At 42.0% G+C, this 22,243-nt stretch carries 24 protein-coding genes; 7 read left to right on the top strand and 17 right to left on the bottom strand.

Annotation, left to right across the window (positions count from 1 at the left end):
* Nucleotides 1-7 precede the first annotated feature (7 nt).
* From N8A86_RS07275 to N8A86_RS07250, 6 genes are all read right to left on the bottom strand, one after another.
* Nucleotides 8-856, bottom strand: coding sequence for a tetratricopeptide repeat protein (locus tag N8A86_RS07275; protein WP_273568433.1), 849 nt, complete (start codon nt 854-856; stop codon nt 8-10).
* 1 nt (nt 857) lies between these two features.
* Entirely contained in the window at nt 858-1,904 is a 1,047-nt protein-coding gene (locus N8A86_RS07270; protein WP_273568432.1) for a VWA domain-containing protein, read from the bottom strand.
* The gene (locus N8A86_RS07265; RefSeq protein WP_273568431.1) at nt 1,905-2,903 is read right to left on the bottom strand and encodes a vWA domain-containing protein; all 999 of its coding nucleotides are present in this window, start codon (nt 2,901-2,903) and stop codon (nt 1,905-1,907) included. It abuts the gene before it with no gap.
* Nucleotides 2,904-4,616, bottom strand: coding sequence for a hypothetical protein (locus tag N8A86_RS07260; RefSeq protein ID WP_273568430.1), 1,713 nt, complete (start codon nt 4,614-4,616; stop codon nt 2,904-2,906). It abuts the gene before it with no gap.
* A complete protein-coding gene (locus N8A86_RS07255) occupies nt 4,613-5,479 on the bottom strand; it encodes a DUF58 domain-containing protein (RefSeq protein WP_273568429.1) in 867 nt (288 codons plus the stop codon). The genes N8A86_RS07260 and N8A86_RS07255 overlap by 4 nt, the downstream gene beginning before the upstream one ends.
* A gap of 91 nt (nt 5,480-5,570) precedes the next feature.
* Nucleotides 5,571-6,572, bottom strand: coding sequence for an AAA family ATPase (locus N8A86_RS07250; protein WP_273568428.1), 1,002 nt, complete (start codon nt 6,570-6,572; stop codon nt 5,571-5,573).
* Nucleotides 6,573-6,732: 160 nt separating this feature from the next.
* Between N8A86_RS07250 and N8A86_RS07245 the strand changes: the two genes are divergently transcribed.
* Genes N8A86_RS07245 through N8A86_RS07235 form a run of 3 tightly spaced genes read left to right on the top strand, consistent with a single transcriptional unit; the run spans nt 6,733 to nt 9,509 of the window.
* On the top strand, nt 6,733-7,608 hold the full coding sequence (locus tag N8A86_RS07245; RefSeq protein WP_273568427.1) for an aldo/keto reductase: 876 nt from the start codon (nt 6,733-6,735) through the stop codon (nt 7,606-7,608).
* Between the two features lie 12 nt (nt 7,609-7,620).
* On the top strand, nt 7,621-8,376 hold the full coding sequence (locus N8A86_RS07240; RefSeq protein ID WP_273568426.1) for an SDR family NAD(P)-dependent oxidoreductase: 756 nt from the start codon (nt 7,621-7,623) through the stop codon (nt 8,374-8,376).
* Complete coding sequence (locus N8A86_RS07235) at nt 8,373-9,509, top strand: ATP-binding protein (protein WP_273568425.1); 1,137 nt, start codon at nt 8,373-8,375, stop codon at nt 9,507-9,509. Before N8A86_RS07240 ends, N8A86_RS07235 begins: the two co-directional genes overlap by 4 nt.
* 10 nt (nt 9,510-9,519) lie before the next feature.
* Here N8A86_RS07235 and N8A86_RS07230 read toward each other — a convergent pair whose 3' ends face one another.
* The 7 genes from N8A86_RS07230 to N8A86_RS07200 all read right to left on the bottom strand — a co-directional run bounded on the left by N8A86_RS07230 (nt 9,520) and on the right by N8A86_RS07200 (nt 13,559).
* On the bottom strand, nt 9,520-9,807 hold the full coding sequence (locus N8A86_RS07230) for an alpha/beta hydrolase family protein (RefSeq protein WP_273568424.1): 288 nt from the start codon (nt 9,805-9,807) through the stop codon (nt 9,520-9,522).
* Nucleotides 9,804-10,427, bottom strand: coding sequence for an alpha/beta hydrolase family protein (locus N8A86_RS07225; protein WP_273568423.1), 624 nt, complete (start codon nt 10,425-10,427; stop codon nt 9,804-9,806). The genes N8A86_RS07230 and N8A86_RS07225 overlap by 4 nt, the downstream gene beginning before the upstream one ends.
* Nucleotides 10,415-10,909 carry a hypothetical protein gene (locus tag N8A86_RS07220; RefSeq protein ID WP_273568422.1) on the bottom strand — a complete coding sequence of 165 codons (495 nt, stop codon included), beginning with the start codon at nt 10,907-10,909 and terminating at the stop codon, nt 10,415-10,417. Before N8A86_RS07220 ends, N8A86_RS07225 begins: the two co-directional genes overlap by 13 nt.
* A gap of 17 nt (nt 10,910-10,926) precedes the next feature.
* Nucleotides 10,927-11,517: a hypothetical protein gene (locus tag N8A86_RS07215; protein ID WP_273568421.1), complete on the bottom strand. Its 591-nt coding sequence runs from the start codon at nt 11,515-11,517 to the stop codon at nt 10,927-10,929.
* Entirely contained in the window at nt 11,514-12,029 is a 516-nt protein-coding gene (locus N8A86_RS07210) for an RNA polymerase sigma factor (protein ID WP_273568420.1), read from the bottom strand. The genes N8A86_RS07215 and N8A86_RS07210 overlap by 4 nt, the downstream gene beginning before the upstream one ends.
* 133 nt (nt 12,030-12,162) lie before the next feature.
* Nucleotides 12,163-12,564 carry a GxxExxY protein gene (locus tag N8A86_RS07205; protein WP_273568419.1) on the bottom strand — a complete coding sequence of 134 codons (402 nt, stop codon included), beginning with the start codon at nt 12,562-12,564 and terminating at the stop codon, nt 12,163-12,165.
* A gap of 41 nt (nt 12,565-12,605) precedes the next feature.
* Nucleotides 12,606-13,559, bottom strand: coding sequence for a carbohydrate kinase family protein (locus tag N8A86_RS07200; protein WP_273568418.1), 954 nt, complete (start codon nt 13,557-13,559; stop codon nt 12,606-12,608).
* A gap of 159 nt (nt 13,560-13,718) precedes the next feature.
* Between N8A86_RS07200 and N8A86_RS07195 the strand changes: the two genes are divergently transcribed.
* From N8A86_RS07195 to N8A86_RS07180, 4 genes are all read left to right on the top strand, one after another.
* Nucleotides 13,719-14,858 carry an SPFH domain-containing protein gene (locus tag N8A86_RS07195; RefSeq protein ID WP_273568417.1) on the top strand — a complete coding sequence of 380 codons (1,140 nt, stop codon included), beginning with the start codon at nt 13,719-13,721 and terminating at the stop codon, nt 14,856-14,858.
* Nucleotides 14,859-15,067: 209 nt separating this feature from the next.
* Nucleotides 15,068-16,150, top strand: a complete 1,083-nt coding sequence (locus N8A86_RS07190) for a TFIIB-type zinc ribbon-containing protein (protein ID WP_273568416.1) — start codon at nt 15,068-15,070, stop codon at nt 16,148-16,150.
* Entirely contained in the window at nt 16,150-16,875 is a 726-nt protein-coding gene (locus tag N8A86_RS07185) for a metallophosphoesterase family protein (protein ID WP_273569043.1), read from the top strand. The genes N8A86_RS07190 and N8A86_RS07185 overlap by 1 nt, the downstream gene beginning before the upstream one ends.
* A 62-nt stretch (nt 16,876-16,937) precedes the next feature.
* The gene (locus N8A86_RS07180; protein ID WP_273568415.1) at nt 16,938-17,933 is read left to right on the top strand and encodes an acyl-ACP desaturase; all 996 of its coding nucleotides are present in this window, start codon (nt 16,938-16,940) and stop codon (nt 17,931-17,933) included.
* 95 nt (nt 17,934-18,028) lie between these two features.
* Here N8A86_RS07180 and N8A86_RS07175 read toward each other — a convergent pair whose 3' ends face one another.
* The 4 genes from N8A86_RS07175 to N8A86_RS07160 form a co-directional block, all read right to left on the bottom strand.
* Complete coding sequence (locus tag N8A86_RS07175) at nt 18,029-18,580, bottom strand: hypothetical protein (RefSeq protein WP_273568414.1); 552 nt, start codon at nt 18,578-18,580, stop codon at nt 18,029-18,031.
* Nucleotides 18,581-18,607: 27 nt separating this feature from the next.
* Nucleotides 18,608-19,516 carry an OmpA family protein gene (locus tag N8A86_RS07170; RefSeq protein WP_273568413.1) on the bottom strand — a complete coding sequence of 303 codons (909 nt, stop codon included), beginning with the start codon at nt 19,514-19,516 and terminating at the stop codon, nt 18,608-18,610.
* 680 nt (nt 19,517-20,196) lie between these two features.
* Complete coding sequence (gene amaB / locus N8A86_RS07165; RefSeq protein WP_273568412.1) at nt 20,197-21,750, bottom strand: L-piperidine-6-carboxylate dehydrogenase; 1,554 nt, start codon at nt 21,748-21,750, stop codon at nt 20,197-20,199.
* Between the two features lie 63 nt (nt 21,751-21,813).
* Entirely contained in the window at nt 21,814-22,233 is a 420-nt protein-coding gene (locus N8A86_RS07160) for a nuclear transport factor 2 family protein (protein WP_273568411.1), read from the bottom strand.
* Between the last annotated feature and the right edge of the window lie 10 nt (nt 22,234-22,243).

Here is a 22,243-nt window from a genome sequence, read left to right as displayed (position 1 = left end):
TTATAGATTACCAATCTTTTTCATTCTTCACTTTAACGCCTTTTACCTTTTGGGCATCGATTTTTTCCTGTACCTTTTTTTCTTCATTCTGCATGGCTTCCAACAGGTTTTGGATCTGTTGCTTACTCAATTGATTGGGACGCGGAGGTTGTTGTTGCTCTTCTTCTTCGGGTTTGTCTCCTTGATCGGGCTGCTTTTTCTGTTCTTCCTTTTCGTCGCCTTCTCCTTCTTCATTTTCCTCTTTTTCTTCTTCGCCCTGGTCTTCGTTTTCTCCTTGGTCTTTTTTGTCCTCGTTATTGTCTCCCTCTTCTTTATCCTCGTTTTTTTCTTCCTTATCTTTTTGATCTTGGTTATCCTTGTTGTCTTCGTTTTGGTCGTTTTTTTGTTCTTCTTGCTCCTTTTTCAACATTTCTTTTGCCAAGGCCAAATTATACCGGGTCTCTTCATCAGTCGGATTGTTGCGCAAAGCTTCTTTATAAGCTTCGACCGCTTTTTCATATTCTTTTCTTTTCATGAAGACGTTGCCCATATTGTGATAGGCTTTATGTTTATCTTTCTTGTCACCGGCCGATTCGCCGGCCTCTTTGAAACGGCCAAAAGCTTCGCTGAAAGACTCTTTATTGTAGTAGGCATTGCCCAAGTTAAAGGGTGCCGCTGGGTTTTCATCACTCTTGGCAATGGCCTTTCTATAATCGACTTCGGCTTCTACGAAGTTGTTTTCCGAAAGGTCTTTGTTACCTTCCCAAGTGAGATTTTTAGATTCTCTTAATGCATTTTGTTTTAGCTTTTCTTCCTCTTCTTGAGAATAGCTTAAGAACACCATCGAAAAGCTAAGAAATACGATTAACTGTTTCATATTAGTCTACTACTTTTTCATTGAACAAATTCAATTTTCGCAACCAACTCGTCTTTCTATCGAGAATAAAAATATCCAAAAATAGAAAGATTAGTCCTGCCCCCAAAAACCATTGAAATTGATCTTTGTACTCGGCAAATTGTTTGGCCTCGAATTCTTTTTTATCCATTTGGTTCAATTGCTCCTTAATAAATTCTACGGCCTCTTCCGTATTGGTGCCATCAATGTACTCGCCATTTCCCTCGTCCGCGATATCCTCCAAAACAGCCTCGTTCAATTTGGTAATCACGACTTCCCCTTGAGAATCTTTTTTCAGACTTTCTACGACCCCGTTCCGTTTTATGGGGATGGGTGCCCCTTTCGCTTTCCCGACCCCGATGGTATAAACGATAATGCCCTCTTCGGTTGCCAATTCTACGGCATCAAGGGCAGCACCTTCGGAATGATCTTCACCATCCGAAATGATAAAAAGCACCCTGTTGGTCTGTTCCTCATCATCATAATAGGTTGTCGCCAACTCTATCGCCGCATCTATTGCAGTGCCTTGAGAGGTGAGCATATCGGTATTCATACCTTGCAAGAACATTTTGGCCGCCCCATAATCGGTCGTTATCGGCAATTGCGGAAAAGCCTGTCCGGCATAGGCAATGATTCCGATACGATCACTGGCCAGCTGGTTGATGATCTCAGAGACCAATCTTTTTGCCTTTTCAAGACGGTTGGGCGCGATATCTTCGGCAAGCATACTTTTTGAAACATCGACGGCAAAAACGATGTCGACACCTTCGCGTTTTACGGTCTCTAATTTTGTGCCGATTTTCGGGTTTACCAACCCGAGGGTCAACAATGAAATTCCGATAAGGAAAAACAAAAGTTTCAAGGTCGATTTAAAATCGGACCTATCGGGTGTCAACCGTTTCATCAAAGGTGAATCGGCAAACTTCTTCTGGGTGCGTTTTTTCCAGATCTGTACGAAAATGAAAAGTACGACGAGCACCGGAACGATGGTCAACAAATAGAAATATATTTTTTCGTCTAACTGAATCATCTAAATAAAACTTCTAAAAAGTGTGTTTCGCAATACCCATTCAAACAACAGCAAAGCGCCTGCCAAAAGCACCCATGGCCTGAATTTTTCTTCGTATTTATAGTATTTAAATTCTTCTATCTCGGTTTTTTCCAACTTATTGATCTCGTCATAGATGGCTTCCAGCTTTTCGTTGTCGGTCGCCCTAAAAAATTGACCACCGGTCGCTTTGGCTATTTCCTTTAACAGTTCTTCATCGATCTCTACTTGTCGCATTCCGTATCGGTATGAACCGTCGGCGTTATAGGAAACGGGGGTAAGTGCATTCCCGTTTGTGCCCAAGCCTATGGTATACGTTTTTATTCCAAATTCTACCGCCAAATCGGCAGCAGTCTGGGGCTCTATAAATCCTGAATTGTTTACGCCATCGGTCAAGAGAATAATAATCTTGCTAATGGCCTTACTTTCCTTGAGACGGTTTACGGAGGTTGCCAGTCCCATTCCGATGGCCGTTCCGTCATTCAATTGACCATATGTAATTTCCCTAAGTGCACTTAGCACTATCGATTTATCGCTGGTAATAGGGGTTTTCGTAAAGGCTTCACCCGCATATACTACTAACCCGATCCGGTCGCTAGGGCGTTCTTTAATAAAATCGGATGCCACTTCTTTTAGCGCCGACAAACGATTTGGTTTCAGATCACGCGCCAGCATACTGGAGGAAACGTCAATGGCCATGACAATATCGATACCTTTGGTAGTTTTTGTGCGAGTAGAAATATCCTCGGTCTGCGGACGGGCCATGGCAACAATGATCGCGGCCAATGCGAACAATCTAAAAAGAAAGAGCAAAGGTTTTAATTTTGGGAGGATGCCTTGCGAAGTGAATCCCTTAATGGTCGATATTTTCAAAGATGCTGATTGCTCTTTTCGCTTGAAGAAATACCAAAGCATGGCCAAAGGAAGCAGCAGAAGCAGCCAAAAAAACTCAGGGTTCGCAAATTCAATATTCTTCAGCATCTACACTTCTGTTTTTACTTCTACCGTTTGTATAATTCGGTCAACGATGGCCTGTGCATAAGGGTCATCGGAAAGCCAGGTAATCATAATACGTTGTTGAAAACCTTTTCCGCCGAAGAGCAGAATACTATATTCTCCCTTCGCGGTTTCGTTTGAATCGGGTATTGGAAATTTTCCACTTCCGAATACCTTGACACCTTTTACCCCTCTTACCGTAGTGAATTCTTCTTGTTTGGTAATAATATTTTTCACACCCTTTTTTTCAAGGTCTTTCAAAAGGTTCTCGACGGATTTCGCAAAATCGGGCTCTTCTTCAAGATTTGTCAATGACAACGATGAGGTGTTGATTGCAATCGAATTATTCGGGCTTTGATAGGCGAAAACCTGAAGTTCATTGATCGTGGACTTTTGCTCTGCCGTCAATTTCACTTCTTGGCGAACCAACACTTCGGGTGTTTCGAGGTTTATTGGAGGATAACCATACGAACTGGCAATCCAATCTTGGTCCAACAATATTTTGGTTTTTTGTCGGGTCACCGTATCCCAAACATTTCTTGGGCCATAATATGCGGCGACTGAAACCAAGGCAATGACCAATACACCTGCTGCAATCCCGGAAGCATAGATCCACTTTTTGCGTCGCTCTTTACGCTCCAATTCCTCACGATATTCTTCTTGTTCCAAAAGTTCTTCCTCCGTCGGCTCGGGCAGGGCTTCATGGGTCTTGATAACGATTTGTTCAATCGATTTACGATCCTGCTCGGCAACCGAGGTTTCCGGTTTTGATTTGGCAAATTTTACCAAATCGGCGGTTTGTAAAATTCTTTTGAACTGGATCAAGGTGTCGTCATCTAGTTTTAGTTCCCCCGCATCCTTACGCATTTCCAATTTAGCGATTAACTCGTCCGTCGTGCTTTCCAACGCACTTACATGAACATCCTCTTCCAAATAAGAACGAACAATATTGGTAAGTTCTGTGTAGTATTGTTTGTACTCGTCTTGGATAAGGTATTTTGAATTTTCGAGATTCTTCAATTCTAGCAAAGCCCTGTCGTAAGGAGGCAGCAAGGCGACCTTTTCTTCTTCGGTCAAGGGCTTTTTACGAAAGATGAACCAATATAATAATCCTCCTAAAACAAGGAGTCCGACTAGAATACCCAACAAGATTTTCCACCAGGCCGAGTTGCTTTTTTCCACCACCATCAATTCCTTGATATCGAACATTTTCTGTTTGAGGGTATCAACAGGCACGGTAGCTACATCCACCATAAGGGAATCGGTAAAATAACCTATTCCATTGATTTCGATGCGCTGTGTCGGTAATTTATAGGACCCAGAATCAAATTGGGTCAGGGCATATATCTTTTGAAGAATGTAGCGACTTTTTTCACGGGTCGTATCGGTGGCGTAGGCCTCAACGGTTTCCAAAGGCGAAAAAGTCTGTCCATCCGGAAAAATCACTTGGGCAGTGGTATCGGCTTCCACCGTGACCGTAAAATTTATTTGCTCGCCGATTTTGATAAAGGTTGTGTCGACCACGGAACGTACCGAAGGATTTTTTTGCGAAAAGCCTAAAAATCCCATCAAAAAGAAGACTACAGCGAAATATTTAAGAAGATATGGAGCGATACGAAGCTGACGAATACACTCGCATCGCAAACATTGCGACGCTACATTCGTACTTCGTACTTCATATTTCGTACTTCGAATCATCCTCTTCGTTTAAAATAACCCAATAGCTTTTTCACGTAACTCTCGTCGACCCGACAACTCAATGTGCCACAGCCTGATTTTTTAAAGGTATCAGTGAAGTAATCGACCTTTTCTCTATGATATTTCCCATAAGTCAGGCGTACACTTTTCGATTGCGTGTTCACCAATTGAACGGTGCCGGTCTCAGCATCTTTCATTTGCACCATGCCCAAATTCGGAATGGTCTCTTCACGCTCGTCATACACCCGAATTCCCGTAAGGTCATGCTTATTTCCTGCAATTTTCAAGGTCTTTTCATAATCGTCCGCAATGAAATCGGAGAGAACGAAAACGATGGCCTTCTTCTTCATCACACTACTCAAAAATTTCAAGGCCTCCGAAATATCGGTCTTGTTGCTTTTTGGTTTGAATTCCAACAGTTCACGAATGATACGCAAAACATGGCTCTTTCCTTTTTTAGGGGGAATAAAAAGTTCTACCTCGTCCGAAAAGAGAATCAAACCTGCTTTATCATTGTTCTGCATTGCGGAAAAGGCCAAAGTCGCAGATATCTCGGTGATGATTTCTTTTTTGAACTGATTCGTGGTGCCGAACATTTCGGAACCACTGACATCTACCATCAACATCATGGTAAGTTCACGTTCTTCTTCAAAAACCTTTACAAAGGGTTCGTTGTAACGTGCAGTTACGTTCCAATCGATGCTACGAACATCATCGCCGAATTGGTACTGCCGTACTTCGCTGAAGGTCATACCTCGGCCCTTGAAGGTAGAGTGGTATTCCCCACCAAAAATATGATCGGAGAGACGACGCGTCTTGATCTCGATCTTACGGACTTTTTTAAGTAGCTCTTTGGTATCCATCTTTTTCGGTAAACAGTGTTCAGTATTCAGTAATCAGTATCAATTGGGTGCAGTATACTGCCAACTGCTTACTGTTTACCGCCTACTGCTTTTAAGGTACTTCGACCTCGTTTACGATTTTATTGATGATTTCTTCCGAAGTGATGTTCTCGGCCTCGGCCTCGTAAGTAATACCGATTCGGTGCCTTAGCACATCATGAACTATGGCCCTGACATCTTCTGGAACCACATAACCTCTTCGCTTAATGAATGCATAGCATTTTGCAGCAATGCCCAGATTAATACTTCCTCTTGGGGAGGCGCCAAAGCTGATCAATGGTTTCAGGTTTTCTAGATTGTATTTTTCAGGATATCGGGTAGCGAATACCAGATCAAGAATATATTTCTCAATTTTTTCGTCCATGTAAACCTCACGAACAGCTTGCTGGGCACTTAGAATCTGTTTTATAGTGATTACCGGTTTGACTTCTTCGTAGTTGTCCATTAAATTTTGGCGCATGATCAATTGCTCATCGTTCATCTTGGGATAGTCTATGACCGTTTTCAACATGAATCGATCCACTTGGGCTTCTGGCAACGGATAGGTACCCTCTTGCTCTACGGGGTTTTGGGTCGCCATGACCAAAAAGGGTTTATCGAGGATAAAAGTCTCATCGCCGATGGTCACTTGCTTTTCCTGCATGGCCTCCAAGAGTGCGGACTGTACTTTTGCGGGGGCTCTGTTGATTTCATCGGCCAGCACGAAATTCGCGAAGATGGGACCCTTCTTTATTGAGAAATCATTGACCTTCATGTTGTAGATCATCGTTCCCACAACATCGGCGGGCAAAAGGTCTGGGGTAAACTGTATTCTGCTAAAACTTCCTTTTACGGCTTTTGCCAGTGTATTTATGGCTAGGGTCTTGGCCAGACCGGGTACACCTTCCAACAGAATATGTCCTTGTCCTAAAAGACCGATTAGCAATCGCTCGACCATATGTTTTTGGCCTACGATCACTTTGTTCATTTCCAACATCAATAAGTCGATAAAAGCACTTTCCTGGGCGATTTTCTCGTTCACGGCACTAATGTCGATAGTGGTATTTTCTTCCATAAGTTATTTTACAATTTTGGTTTTGATCGGTTGCAAAGTCAATAGCGCTGCAAATTGTTAAATTATTCATTGGATTGCTGTTAACGATTGGTTAAATAATATTGCGGCCGCCCTATTTTTGTGAAGTTTTTAAGGGATTTCTTTTTATTTTCACATCCCTATGGGAAACATACAACCTTTTTCTAGAATTATCGCCGGAACGATGACTTGGGGCCAATGGGGAAAACAACTTTCCAAATCCGATAAAATTGAATTAATGCACCATTGTCTGGAGGTCGGAATTACAACTTTTGACCATGCCGATATTTATGGTGGATATACCAATGAAACCGATTTTGGGGCGGCGTTTTCCGAAAGTGAAATCATTAGGGAAAACATCCAACTCATAAGCAAATGTGGCATTCAATATGTTTGTGATGCAAGGGACAATAGAATAAAGCACTACGAATATTCAAAGGATTATATCATTTGGTCTGCTGAAGAATCACTTCGCAATCTGAAAATGGATTATCTAGACCTTTTTCTGTTGCACAGACCCAGCCCTTTGATGCTCCCCGAGGAAATTGCCACTGCAATAACACAACTCAAAAAGGAGGGCAAAATTCTCGAATTCGGGGTCTCGAACTTTACTCCTGCGCAAATTAAGATGCTTGAAACCATAATTCCCGTAACTGGCAATCAGGTAGAATTTTCCTTGACGGCCGACAAAGTTATGTACGATGGCACCTTGGATGATATTGTAGCAAATAAAAGATTGGCTATGTCTTGGAGTCCACTTGGGGCTTATTTCGGGGAAGAAAATGAAAGCACGCAACGGATAGGAAGAGTTCTGGAAACGCTGACTAAAAAGTATTCGGCTACCGAGGATCAATTGTTGTTGGCTTGGATTTTAAAGCATCCGGCCGAAGTACATCCCGTTGTCGGAACAACGGACAAGAATCGCTTGGCCAATGCCATGAAGGCAACAAAAATAGAAATGGAACTTCAAGATTGGTTCATGTTGTTGGAAGCCAATCAGGGCCATAAAGTCCCATAAAAGAAAAATGATATGAAAAAAACAGCATTGATTACCGGAGCCACGAGTGGAATAGGTAAAGCTACGGCCGAACTTTTTGCCAAAAATGGAATCAATCTTGTGCTCTGCGGAAGGCGTCAAGAACGTTTGGATGACCTGAAAGAGGAATTAAAAAATCAGACGAATGTTCACACCTTGAATTTTGATGTTCGTCATCGGGAAACAGTTCTAAGTGAAATCGAATCATTGCCCGATGATTTTTCAAAAATTGACATCCTCATCAACAATGCTGGCAATGCCCATGGTTTGGACCCTATCGATGAAGGAAGTCTCGATGATTGGGATGCCATGCTCGACATCAATGTTAAGGGGCTGCTATATGTTTCAAAAGCGATCTTGCCCCAAATGGTGGAGAGGAAGTCAGGTCATATTATCAATATTGGTTCTACCGCCGGTAAAGAAGTTTATCCAAAAGGGAATGTATACTGTGCTAGTAAACATGCCGTCGATGCTATAAATCAAGGGATGCGCATCGATTTGAATCAATATGGAATCCGTGTCGGAGCGGTCAATCCGGGACTGGTCGAAACCGAGTTTAGCGACGTTCGTTTCAAAGGTGATACGGCGCGAGCTGAAACAGTGTATAAAGGATTTAAGGCACTAAGGTCCGAAGACATCGCTGACATTATCTATTTTGTGGTCACCCGACCCTATCACGTAAACATTGCCGATTTGGTAGTTATGCCAACAGCTCAAGCGAGCAGTACGATTGTCAAGAAGGAATTATGATCAACAAACGCCTTCTCGTTAAAAACTTGCTCGCCCACAATGATGAGAACAGTTTTTATGACAAAAAGCGATTTATTGATATCGGTCAAAAAGAAGGTAAGGGTAAATTCTTGAAGCATGTTTGCGCGCTGGCGAACAGTAATCCTAAAAACAATTCATTCATTGTTATCGGAGTCGAGGACGAGGACAATAAAATTGTCGGAGTAGACTTCTTTGATGACAGCAAGATCCAAAATTTAGTCAATGCCTATTTAGATAATCCTCCCCTGATTTCCTACGAAAACATTCCTTTTCCGCATCTTCCGGAAGGTAAGGTGGTGGGATTGGTCACCATAAAATCAAATGGGAAAGTTTGCGCTTTGCGCAAAAATATCTGGAAGTACTATGGAGGTTCGGTATTTTTCCGGGAAGGCAGTATCAGCCTACCCAAAGCCTATGATATTGAGTTGAAGGATATCAATTCGGACGCTGTAGCCACCATCGAGCAACATGCAAAGAACAATATCGAGTTGACCCTTGACGGGGTTATCGATTTTATAAACTATCGCCATCCTGATTTGGAGAGCAGTTACAAGGTCTTTAAAGAACAGTTTGTGGTCTGCTGGGCGGGAAACAGAAAAAAAGTTAACGGAGAGACTTACTATTCAAGGGTCGATATCGAATTGATCAACGAACAGGTTAAGCTATTTTACTCTACTTTGGACGAAATAACCATCACCTATGATGAACACTCGTTCACAACGATGGAATACGTTCAATTGGGTCTAGGTAAAAAACAAAAATACTATCCATTGGAAAAGGTGGTACTAACTTTTGAAGACAATGGTACTTATCAGATTAATAGTGAATTACTTTTTGAACCCCCACAGTTCGATAAAAAAACCTTGTATCATGTGCTAAATGCCAACAACGCATTATTAAAAAAATTAGAGCAGAAAATTGAACTGAAGCAATCGGAAATAAATGATTTAAAACACTTGCCGGATACTTATCTTATTTGTTATCTAAATGGATTTGAAGAGGCAAAGGATACTATGGAAACTGCACGACCGCTCATTAAAGCATACGATGCGAAAATTTATGCCTCGTTAAAAGAATCGCTACGTATTTTAAGAAAAGTGCGTTATAATTGATTTTATCAAATCACCTGATTTGCTCCAAAATCCAATCGGACATAATGGTCAACGCCTTTGGTGAAAAGGTCTCTTCGATAGTGCCATACTCAATGGGCAGCCCAGTTTTACTTTCCTGAAATAGATGGTTCAGCCCCGGCAACATTTTTGTGGTCGCCGATTTATTACCTCCTTTTTCCAGAGCATTTTTAATTGCGCTCAAATTCTCTGTTGGGGGTACTTGCAGGTCTTTTTCGCCATTGATTGCCAATACCGGACAAGTTACTTTTTCTAGTACCGGAACAGGGTCGTGCTTCACAAAGCCAACCAGCCAGGGGTTGCAAGAGCATTGACCTGAGTGGTAATGAAATCCGCTGTGTTCAGACCTTCGGGAACCAACTGTTTTGCTTCGTTTTCAAGTGCTTTTTTCATATAGGAAGTCAAATCTTTTTTTAAGATGTCAATATCTTGGGATTCCAGAATCAATTTGAAAACTTCAGTATTAAAACCTTTTGTCAATTGTATGGTCTCTTCAGAGACACCGGATGCCCTTGCAATCAACTCTTGTTGTAGTATGATAATTTGGTCTCCCCGAATGCCTGGTCCTGCCAATAAAACGACATAGCCGACATCTTTTGAACTTGAAGCTACCATCGGGGCTATGAATCCGCCTTCACTATGGCCTATGAGTCCGATTTTTGTCGAATCGATTTCTTTTCGTTTCTTCAAAAAACTGACCGCACTTTCAACATCCGTTGCGAAGTCGGCCGAAGTAGCAGTTTCGAAATTACCCGTTGATTTGCCAACACCTCGATCGTCATAACGCAGTACAGCTATACCGAGTTTGGTCAAGTGGTCGGCGATTACCAAGAAAGGTTTGTGCCCTACTAGCTCCTCATTTCGGTCTTGTGGCCCACTTCCGGTAATTAGTATGGCCACAGGGAACTTTCCTTCTCTTTTGGCAAGGTCAATGTTCCGGTCAAGGAAATATCGGCTCTTTCATTTTTAAAAGTCACTTCTTCCGAGTGATATGGATAGGGTTCCTTCGGGTGTTGTGGTCTGTTTAATTCAGGTTTTTCGACTGCTTCCCGAGACATTTTTAAGGGAAGAACCATTCCTCCTTGCGTAAAAGTGCCATCAAAATTATCTTCGGCAAATTTTGCGGTATAGGTAAGGCCGAGATTGGTTACCGAGATGGTTAAGGTTGAATTCTCAAAAGTGGTGCTTGTCACTGGAATACCGGCAGCACCTTGATCGGGGCTGTCCATAGTCGAACTATAGCCCGCATCGGTTTCTGTGATGTGCAATACCAGACGCAGGTTTATTTCTTTTAGCATTCCGTTCCATTGGCCTGTGATGTCTTGGGCGAAACTTGTAACCACAATCAAAAAGGTTGCTATCAGTATAATTATATTTTTCATTTCTTTTGATTTAAAGACTATTCTTCCATTGTCTGGATAAGTTCGTCAATTTTTCGCAATCTTGGTGTAAATTGCTTTTTAGCCGCCCGTTTGTTTAGAAAATAGACACCAATCGTCATAGCTATTGTAGTCGAAAAACCTAATAGAATTATGTTGATTTTTTCTGGAATGTGAACAAACCCCAATAAAAAAACTATTAGGCCGGGATACGTTGGCAATACATACCAATATAGAACATTGTCCAGTGACTTCTTCTGAATACCGAGGACTTCCCTTGCCCTATATAGATAATCCAAGTAAGTTTCAGCATAGTTATTGGGCTTCTGCCTATCTATGCTTAAAAGTCGAAAAAGAATATATAAGACCGCTAGGATAATCAAAACCGATCCAATTCTAGTTAGGGTAAAAGGGTGTGTATATGCAGTGTATGCGAATACCGGAATAACAATGACACCGGCTAAAGTTTCCCTAATAACCATGTACTTCCAACCTCGATGAATACGATTCAAACTCGACTCCATATCCAACATCAACCGAGATTTCTCGAACTTTATCTGCTCCGCTTGGGGAGAAGACTGCCAGATTTTTATGAGTTCATCTTCCATCATGACTTTTGATTTAGGCAGTTCAACAATTTCCTCTTGATGCGTTTTATTTTTACGGCGATATTATTTTCCGTCAGGCCGGTGATGTTTGAAATCTCTTTATAAGGCAGCTCTTCCAAATAGAGCGTGATGACCGCCTTATCGGCCTCGTTAAGCTGTTTGATACACTTTCGTAATTGTACGAGTTGCTTTTGTTGCTCTATTTGCCCATCTTCTACAACATCGGTTTTATAGATGTTTATGGCGCGGCTATCCATGCGCAGCATTGTTTTCTGCTTCCCGATTTCTTTGGTTTTTAGACGGAGGCAAACATTTAAGGTAATCCTGTACATCCATGTCCCAATGTTTGAATTCTCCTTGAACGAAGGCATCGATTTCCAAATGTTTACCAATACCTCTTGAAAAAGATCTTTGGTGTCATCTTCATCTTTGGCGTAGACCGAGCATATGCGCAGCAGCTTATGCCGATGCTCGTCAAATGCATTTAGAAAGGTGGTTTCTAGGTCTTTGCCCATATGTAAAGTTGGCCTCTATTAATTTAGTGACATGGGCTTTGAAAATATGACAAATTAAATGGGTTATTTTGTTTGAATTAGGATTAGTAGGATTATTTGATTTTAGGATTGTTTTACTTTGGGTGATATGATTTTAGGATTTGTCCTTATGGTCTTTGTTTTCTGGGTGGGTTACGTTATAGACCCTTTTGAATTGGAGGCTTTTTGAGCCAAAGTTTATCAAAAGGCCTATGGGTAGGTTGTAGGCCTGACAGTAGTTCATGGCTTGGGCCAAGTGAACATCCTCGAGCTGGATAAGGGCTTTTAACTCGACCATAATTTGTTCCTCGACAAAAAAATCGACCCTTCTTGATCCGATGAGTTGGCCTTCATAGCGGATGTCCATTTCCATCTCCCTTTGAAATGTTAATCCCTGCCATTTGAATTCTATGGACAAAGCTCTTTGGTAGATCACTTCCTGAAATCCGTTGCCCAAGGTAGAATGCACTTTCATGGCACAACCGATTATTTTATGTGTAATATCCTCATATTTCATAGGCCATTATCTTAACACCCTTACATCCCAAAAATCCTAATTCAGACATTGAACTCGAATACTTGATTCGCAGAAGGCAACGAAGGTATAGCCCCAAACCCCGTAGTGGTTAAGGCACCTGCTTTATTGGCATTTTCGACCATTTTAATCATGGCCAAAGTGTTTTCGATGATTTCGTGCGGATTATCGAGTTTCGCAATCTGTTGTAACAAACAACCAATAAAGGCATCCCCTGCACCAGTAGTATCAACTGGAGAAACGGAAATACTGGGAATGGTTTGTTTAAAGGAAGATGTACTGAGCAAAGTGCCCTGCGACCCCAACGTTATGGTAATGATTTTTGTTCCCAACTGGTGTAGAAAATCACAGCATTCCTCAAGTTCTGTTTTTCCCGAAAGTAGTTGTGCTTCCTCCAAACTAAACTTGCACAAATGGGATCTTTCGATGAAAGGGATGCATTTTTTTATAAATGTGGCCTCATCTCCTTTCCAAAGATCAATCCGAAAGTTGGGATCAAAACTGATAAAGGTATTTTGAGCCAAAGCATCCTCGAAATATTTTGAGTAGGTAGCCTCCAAATCACCGCCAAGCAAAGATGTTGCCGCGCCAAAATGGATCAGACTTTCTTTAAATAGCTGCTTTGCACTTGAATCATATGCCAAATTTTTATCCGCCCCGCGACTGAAAACAAAATCACGCTCTCCGTCTTCAGCCAATGAGACAAAGGCCAGCGTTGTAAACGTATTATTTCGTTGGGCGAGAGAAACATCGACCTTGTTATTCTTAAGAACTTCAAGCAAAAAGACTCCGAAAGGGTCTTTGCCAACAGCACCGATAAAAGCACTTTGACCTCCCAATTTAGAAATGGCACAAGCTACGTTGGCAGGGGCACCTCCTGGTTTTTTTGTGAATTCAGTAGCTTTCGAAAGATCATTACCCTGTTTTTCGGCCACAAAATCGATTAACAGTTCTCCGATGCAGTAAACAGTTTTCATTCTAAAAATTTTATTCCCTCCTAATGTAGTATAATTCAAACTCGATCCAAAGAGTTCATTCTATTTGTTGGTAAAACAGAAGTATGAAATTGCTGATTTCCACTTTGTACCTTTTAAAGAAATCAGTACCTTCTTCAAAATTTTTAAACACTACTGAAAATGGATTTGTTCAACGAAATAAAAAAGAAACTTAGCCACGAATTTATAGACATTATAGAGTGGCTCGATGCAACCGATGATACCATTGTACATCGTTTTGAAAGGTATCAGAATGAAATCAAGAACAATGCGAAGCTGATCGTTCGCGAAGGGCAGACCGCGGTTTTTGTGAATGAGGGACAGTTGGCCGATGTTTTTAAACCGGGCACATATACCCTGAATACCCAAAACATGCCCATTCTGACCACTTTAAAAGGATGGAAATATGGATTCGATAGTCCCTTCAAGGCCGAAGTCTATTTTGTAAATACCCGTTTGTTCACCGATGAAAAATGGGGAACGAAAAACCCTTTTATGTTGAGTGATGAGCGTTTCGGGCTGGTCGAGATTCGTGCGTTCGGCACCTATAGCTTCAGGGTCAACGACCCTGGAAAATTTGTGGTCGATGTAGTCGGCACTGACGGTAATTTTACCAATTATGAAGTTAACGAACATTTGAAAAGCCTTATTGTAACTCGATTTACGAACACGGTAGGTCAGGCCAATTTACCTATAGAGCTTTATGCTGCTAATACTACCGAACTTTCGGAAACGTGTCAAGAGGTCATGCAACCAGAGTTTGGAAGGATCGGAATAGAATTGGAAAAATTCTATATCGAAAACGTTTCCATGCCCGAAGAACTCAAAAAAGAGATTTTCGAATACAGCCGATTGGATAAGTTGGATATGACCAAACTCGCCCAGTTCAAAGCGGCTAAGGCCATGGAGGAAGCCGCAAAGAACGAAGGAGGTACTGCAGGCGCCGGAATGGGAATGGGAATGGGCTTTGTGCTGGCACAACAAATGGGCAGCATGATGAATCCGCAGGCCACGCAACAACCTTTTGGCGCACAGCCACAACAAGGTGCGGTGGCCCCACCTCCGATACCGGCACAAGTGATGTACCATTATGCCGCAAATAGCCAACAAATGGGCCCGGTCTCTTTTGAAAAACTTCAAGAACTCTTTGCAAGTAGAACAATCAACCGCGACTCTTTGATATGGAAACAAGGGATGGCCAATTGGACGGCTTTGAAGGATGTTGAAGAACTAAAATCCTTTTTAGGGGGTAGCACACCACCACCATTGCCAAGTGAGTAATAATTAATGAAGTTTACGGCTCCTCCCCTCAGAGGAGGGGAGGTGTCTTCGAGCGTAGTGAAGAAGACGGAGGCCCGCCCGAACGGTACGGGCGGGGGTTGAAAGCGCAAGCCATTAAATATACTTTCGCCTTCACACAAGAACCCATATCTAGAATATCTATTCGCATGAAAAGATTCCCGTCTTCACGGGAATGACAGGAGTAATTTATGGAAGAGACCAAAAATTCCGAACATAAAAAATCATGCGCCAACTGCGGTGCCGAAATGAAATTCAAGCCCGGGTCACATCAGCTCAAATGTGAATATTGCGGTTATGAAGAATTCATTGAGCAGGCCAAAAGCAGTTTCGAAGAGTTGGAACTTCAACACTATTTAAAGGTTGTGGGAGAGAATGCCTACACCGAGACTATCGAATTATTACATTGTAAAAATTGCGGGGCCAACCAACATGTAGAGGAAAATTTCAAATCGTTGGATTGTGTGTATTGTAGCGAACCTTTAATTCGGGAGGATATCGAAAAAGAAGGGTGGATACTTCCACAAGCAGTACTGCCTTTTCAGTTGGATTCCAAAAAAGCAAGAAATATTTTTAAGAATTGGGTAAACGGCATTTGGTTTGCGCCCAATAATTTAAAAAAAGCTGCGCTGGATCCTGAGGGCTTACACGGACTTTATGTTCCCTATTGGACTTTCGATGCCAATCTCTATGCGGCCTACCAAGGGCAACGTGGGGATTATTATTATGAAACACAGCGAATACGAACCAAAAATGGAACCCAGACCCAACAGGTCAGAAAAACACGTTGGTCACCTGCTTCCGGTTCGGTAAACGGTTTTATCGATGATATTCTGATCAATGCTTCCCAAAAAAAACGAAGAGAAATACCTGCCAATATTTCGTATTGGAATGTAAAAGAATTGGTGTCATTCAATTCAAAATACCTCTCCGGATTCGTCACCGAAAAATATACCGTATCGTTAAAAGACGGGCACCACCAATCGTTTCAAGAGGCCAAAGATATTGCGTATACTTGGATTCGAAGAGATATAGGGGGTGATACCCAGCGAATTCACAACACCGATATAAAACTGTCCGACGAAACATTCAAACACATTCTGCTTCCAGTTTATATCAGTTCATACCGCTTTAATAATAAGGAATACCACTTTTATATCAATGGTCAGACCGGTGCGTTAAGCGGAACGCGGCCCTATTCATTCTGGAAAATTTTCTTTTTAGTGCTTTTTATCCTTGTTATCATCCTCGTAATTGCGACTTTTGCAAAATGATGAGAACTTTGGTAATAGGAGACATCCATTCAGGCCTCAAAGCTTTGCGACAAGTGTTCGAGCGCGCAAAGATTACCACAGATGATCGATTGATCTTTCTCGGGGATTATGTCGATGGTTGGAGTGAGGCCGTTGAGACCGTTGATTTTTTGATAGAATTGGACGAAACCCATAGTTGCGTATTTTTAAGGGGAAACCATGATGAACTCTGTCTTAAATGGTTGGCAGAAGATGAAGATAACCACCTTTGGCTTCAACATGGAGGCCAATCGACCATGGATTCCTATCTAGAAGCTGATGACTCCGTAAAGGACATTCATATTATGTTTTACGAGAATCTCACGAATTATTATCTTGACACCGAAAATAGATTGTTTCTCCACGCGGGCTTTACAAATCTAAAAGGAGTTGAGCATGAGCATTTTCAGCAAAGTTTTTATTGGGACCGAACGCTTTGGGAACTTGCATTATCATTACATCCAGATATTAAGAATGATGATTTCCGCTATCCTCAAAGGTTGACCCACTACGAAGAGATTTATATTGGCCATACGCCGATTACAAAGACAGGAACGGCCGTTCCGGAGAATGCCGCCAACGTATGGAATATCGATACAGGGGCCGCTTTTAAAGGGCAACTCTCGGTTATGGACGTAGATTCAAAAGAGGTTTGGCAGAGTGACCCGGTTTATACCCTCTATTCTGATGAACGGGGCCGAAATTGAAATAGCATCCGATTTTAAATGGATTTCCTTATATTATTCACGAACTTTGTAAAAAACAGATTATGGCTGAAAAGAACATTCGGTTAGAAGTGATGCAGGCCATCGAGCCGCAAGTTGAAGGATTTATGGATTCTTTTCTGATTCCTGTTGAAGATATTTGGCAACCTTCCGATTTTTTGCCCGATTCAGAAAGTGATGATTTTCTGGATGCTATTGAGACCTTGCGCGGCGAATCCAAGGAATTAGGATATGATTTTTGGGTGACCATGGTTGCCGACACCATTACTGAAGAAGCACTGCCTACCTATGAATCTTGGCTAATGGATGTTGAGGGAATCAACCAGCATGATGGTAAGACCAATGGTTGGTCAAAATGGGTGCGCGCATGGACCGGGGAAGAAAACCGTCACGGAGATGTACTGAGCAAATACCTTTATTTATCGGGACGGGTGAATATGCGTGAAGTAGAGATTACGACCCAACATTTGTTGACGGACGGTTTTGATATCGGCACGGACAGAGACCCGTATAAGAATTTTGTGTATACCTCGTTTCAAGAATTGGCCACCAATATTTCTCACAAAAGAGTAGGTCAAATGGCCAAGAAGAAAGGCAATGCCCTTTTAGGAAAGATGTGTACGATTATCGCCGGTGACGAGATGCGACACCATTTGGCGTATAGGGAATTTGTAAAAACCATTTTTGGGGAAGACCCATCGGGAATGATGTTGGCTTTTGCCGATATGATGAAAAAGAAAATTGTGATGCCCGCACATTTTTTAAGGGAATCAGGTGGTACGATAGGTACGGCCTTCGAAAATTTTTCAAATTGTGCGCAGCGTTTGGGGGTCTATACCGCCCAGGATTATGTTGAGATACTTCGCAAGCTTAATACATATTGGGAATTGGATGCGATACGAAGTCTTTCTGATGAGGCGGAAAAAGCGCGCGATTACCTTGTTAAACTTCCTGAAAGATTGGAGCGAATCTCCGAGCGCATGAAATTTCCCCAAGATCAATACCGTTTCAAATGGGTAGAGGCCAACGGAATGGTATAGGGAAAAAAATCCCAATAAATAAATACCAACAGAGTCCAAAAAAAAATCCGGTTCAGAAATGAACCGGATTTTTAGTTGTTGGTTATTTGATATTTTTACAATTTGCCGTGGTCGTGCTCATCTTGCCACTTGGCCAACTCTGCCCACTTACCTTCATAACACATCTTAGCTTGCATGGGCCATGATGCAGGATCGTGCACTTTATAGCGCTCACCACCACCGTCTAATATTTCTTGGCATCTCGCTACTGCGGTTTCGGATAATGCCTTCCAAGTCTTGATACCACCTGCGTGGAACATTTCCTCGATTTTCGGACCGATACCTTCAACAACCTTTAGGTCGTCTTTCTTAATAGCCTTGCCCATAGCCAATTTTGCGGCTTCCGCATCAAAAGGAAGTTCTCTTTCAACAGCTGGAGCTACTGCCGCCACAGTCGCTGCCGCCGCACCGGCCGCCGCAACTTTTAGTTTGCCGTTACATGCATCAAGATCGGCCTGAAGTCTTGCATTTTTATCCTGCAATACTTTTAAGTCTGCAGAATTGTCGATAGTAGTACTTGAGCCTTTGCCCCAATAGTAACCAATTATACCACAGATCAAACCTGTTAGAAGGGGAATCAACCAGCACCAAATATTTGAAAAATCCATATTTATTAATTTTTAATAGTTAATTGTTTAGTTTAATGTTACTACTGTTCTTCTATTTTTGGCTTTGCCCTCATCCGTGGCATTGCTTTCTATAGGTTGTGTTTGTCCTTTTGAGGTTGCGTCGATTTTTACCGCTGAGATACCATTTTTCATAAGGTAGTCTTTCGCAAAATCGGCTCGCTCTTGCCCCAATCTCATATTGCTCGATGCTTTACCTGTGTTATCGGTATGGCCTACCACAAGGGCTTTAGCTCCTTCGACTTTATCAAGATATCGACTTATGTCAGCAACTTTCTGCCTTTGTTCTGCATCCAAATTGATTGAAGCCTCTGCAGTATTGAAATAAAGCACTAAGGGATCAGCCTTTATTTTGTCATAAAGTGCCTTTAACTCATCGGCGGCATCGGCAGATTCTCCAGCCAAGCCATAGGTAACTGGCCCTAGGAACATATTGCCCTTGGGTATCATTTCGTCCATCAACTTTCCAAAAGTGTTGATACTTGCCGATGATATTCCGTTTTCGACCAAATGGTTTTTGACGGCATTGGCTCGCGCCAACCCTAAATTCGGAAAGGCCGAATCATTATTTTCATCGCTTTTGAAATAACCGGTAATATTAATGACCTTACCAGCATTATCGGCCAAAAAGGTCTTTAAACTACCGATACAATCGGTTACACCTTGGGCCAAAGGCATCAAAATGGAGGAAGACGACACATTAAAATTATAATTGTCGTTTACGTCACATGCGTATTCACCATCAGAAAAGGCGAAGGGATACGATGTTGGATCAGGTGTTACGGGAACCACCGCCTTTTCTTCTACAGGTTCTTCGGCAACAGGCACTCCGCAAGAACTACAGAGTTTCATGTACAGAAGAATACCCGCTAGAATGGTAAGGATTATCCCAATCAGACTAGTCGTTGTTTTTGTCATAGTTAAAATTCATTTAGTGTTAAGCTAAGCAATGTATTAAAAAAATCTTAAAATTTTTAAGAATCATAAGATTAAATAACCAAAATACGAACCGCAGATTACTAATATTTAGAGACTTATAAGTAGATTCTAAGTTGTGACAAAAACTGTACAGTCTAGTAAAAAACAGGGATAGACATGAATTTTCAGATTTTTGAATTTACCGATTATACATGGAAACGTATCAGGTATACATATTTTTTGGGAACCGATACATTATCCCTTTGAGGCATTTGTTATGTATTGTAATATTGAATAGAATTTAATTTGAGAACCACTTCTAAGATGAAAACGAGATTCAGAAAACTATTGACATTTTGTTGTATGGTCATTGTACTGGGAACTCAGGCACTGCTCCATGGCAGTTGGTCAGTTCAAGAGACGAGTGGGATCCGGTCAAAATATAAATAGTGCTTTTCGGAATATGAGGAAACTTTGGTTCTTGAAAATAAAATAGTTAGTTGAGTTAGTTTAGTGTTAAGACAACCGCTGCATTTTCAATCTGGTCTTTCGGGGGAACGGACCAAGAGAAGAAAAGACAGCGGTTTTTTAGTTTTTCTCCTGTACTTCTAAAGGTCGAATTTTATGCCCTGAGCCCCTGCAACCGACGAGCGACCAAAAGGGCGAGAGAATTGCATTTTTTATAAATCAAACTGTATACCTTGTGCGAGCGGTAGTTGGTCTGTGTAATTAATAGTATTGGTCTGTCTACGCATATATATTTTCCAGGCATCGGAACCGCTTTCACGTCCACCACCGGTTTCTTTTTCGCCCCCAAAAGCACCACCGATTTCGGCCCCTGAGGTTCCTATATTGACATTGGCAATACCACAATCACTTCCGGCGACCGATAGAAAACGTTCCGCTTCGCGCAGATTGTTGGTCATGATTGCTGAGGATAATCCCTGAACAACTCCATTTTGGATTTTGATGGCATTTTCGACATCTCCGGAATACTTCAAAAGATAGAGTACAGGCGCGAACGTTTCGTGTTGTACAATTTCGAAATCAGGTTTTGCTTCGGCGATGGCGGGCTTTACATAGCAACCGCTCTCATAGCCGTTTCCTTCTAAAACGCCACCTTCAACAATGATTTTTCCGCCTTCAGAAACTACTTTTTCAAGGGCTTTATTATACATTCCGACCGCATCCGTATCGATTAGTGGACCGACATGATTGTTTTCATCCAAAGGATTGCCGATTCGTAATTGTTTATAGGCATCGACCACGGCATTTTTTACTTTATCATAAATCGAATCGTGGATGATCAATCGTCTCGTTGAGGTACAGCGCTGCCCTGCGGTACCAACGGCGCCGAAGACCGCGCCGATTACGGTCATTTTAATGTCAGCATCCGGAGTGACGATAATGGCGTTGTTACCTCCAAGTTCTAAAAGTGATTTGCCCAAACGTGCGGCTACGGCCTGTGCCACAATTTTTCCCATTCGGATGGAACCTGTAGCGGAAACCAGTGGAATACGACTGTCTCCGGTCATCATTTCACCCACCTTATAGTCGCCATTTATCAAACAGGAAATACCTTCTGGAAGGTCGTTCGCCTTAAAAACTTCTGCAGCGATATTTTGACAAGCTACTCCACACAATGGCGTTTTTTCGGAGGGCTTCCAAACGCATACATCGCCACAAATCCAAGCTAAAGCGGTGTTCCATGCCCAGACGGCAACTGGAAAATTAAAGGCAGAAATGATTCCCACGACTCCTAGAGGATGGTATTGCTCGTACATTCTGTGACCAGGTCGTTCGGAGTGCATGGTCAAACCGTGCAACTGTCTTGAAAGTCCGACCGCAAAATCGCAGATATCAATCATTTCTTGAACTTCACCCAGACCTTCTTGGTAGCTTTTTCCCATTTCATAGGAAACCAATTTTCCAAGCGGCTCTTTTAATTCTCGCAGTTTATCCCCGAACTGGCGAACGATTTCGCCACGTTGGGGCGCCGGTTTTTTGCGCCATGTCTGAAAGGCTTCCGTGGCTTTGGCCATGACCTTTTCGTAGTCTTCTTTTGAGGTCGTCTTTACCTTGGCTATCAAAACACCATCTACGGGAGAATATGATTCTATAATTTCCCCTGAAGCGAAGTAGTTGGAACCTGTTGAGGTTCCGTCATTGATTTCTTTAATTCCCAAGGCTTTCAGAGCGGCATCGATACCGAATTCCGTTGCAATTTTCGACATTTTATAACTTTTTAAGCGTGTATTGTTATCCCGATAACAATCGGGATTGCAAAGTTACGATTCTTATTCCTCTTTTTGCAAGACGGTAACTTTTATGATTTTTTCGTTTTTTACCTCATAGATGAGCACTAATTCCAGAATTTCGTCACTTCCGTTACGCCCAATGATACTTTCATGATCGATTATTTTGTTGCCAAAAACAGTTCGTGTCAAAATCGTGGAATGTAGCTTGGGCGATGATTCAAAAAGTTTGGAGTAGAAGGCTCTGCAGGCTACGGATCCTGTCATGGTTACCTGTCCATCTGAAAAATTATGGAACGTTACATTTTCATCGATGGTGGACATAAACCCATCTATGTCCCTATTGTTATAGGTTTCCAATTGTTTTTGCACTACTTCTTCAGGAGTCATTTCTTGCGCATTTAAGGATATTAGCGAAAACAATCCCAATATGACGATGTAAAATGATACGTTCGAATTCATGGATTCCTTA

This window comes from Maribacter halichondriae, from assembly GCF_027474825.1.
Classification (GTDB): domain Bacteria; phylum Bacteroidota; class Bacteroidia; order Flavobacteriales; family Flavobacteriaceae; genus Meishania; species Meishania halichondriae.
The sequence above is the reverse complement of the archived record's forward strand: the minus strand, read 5'-3'. Positions and strand labels throughout refer to the sequence as shown.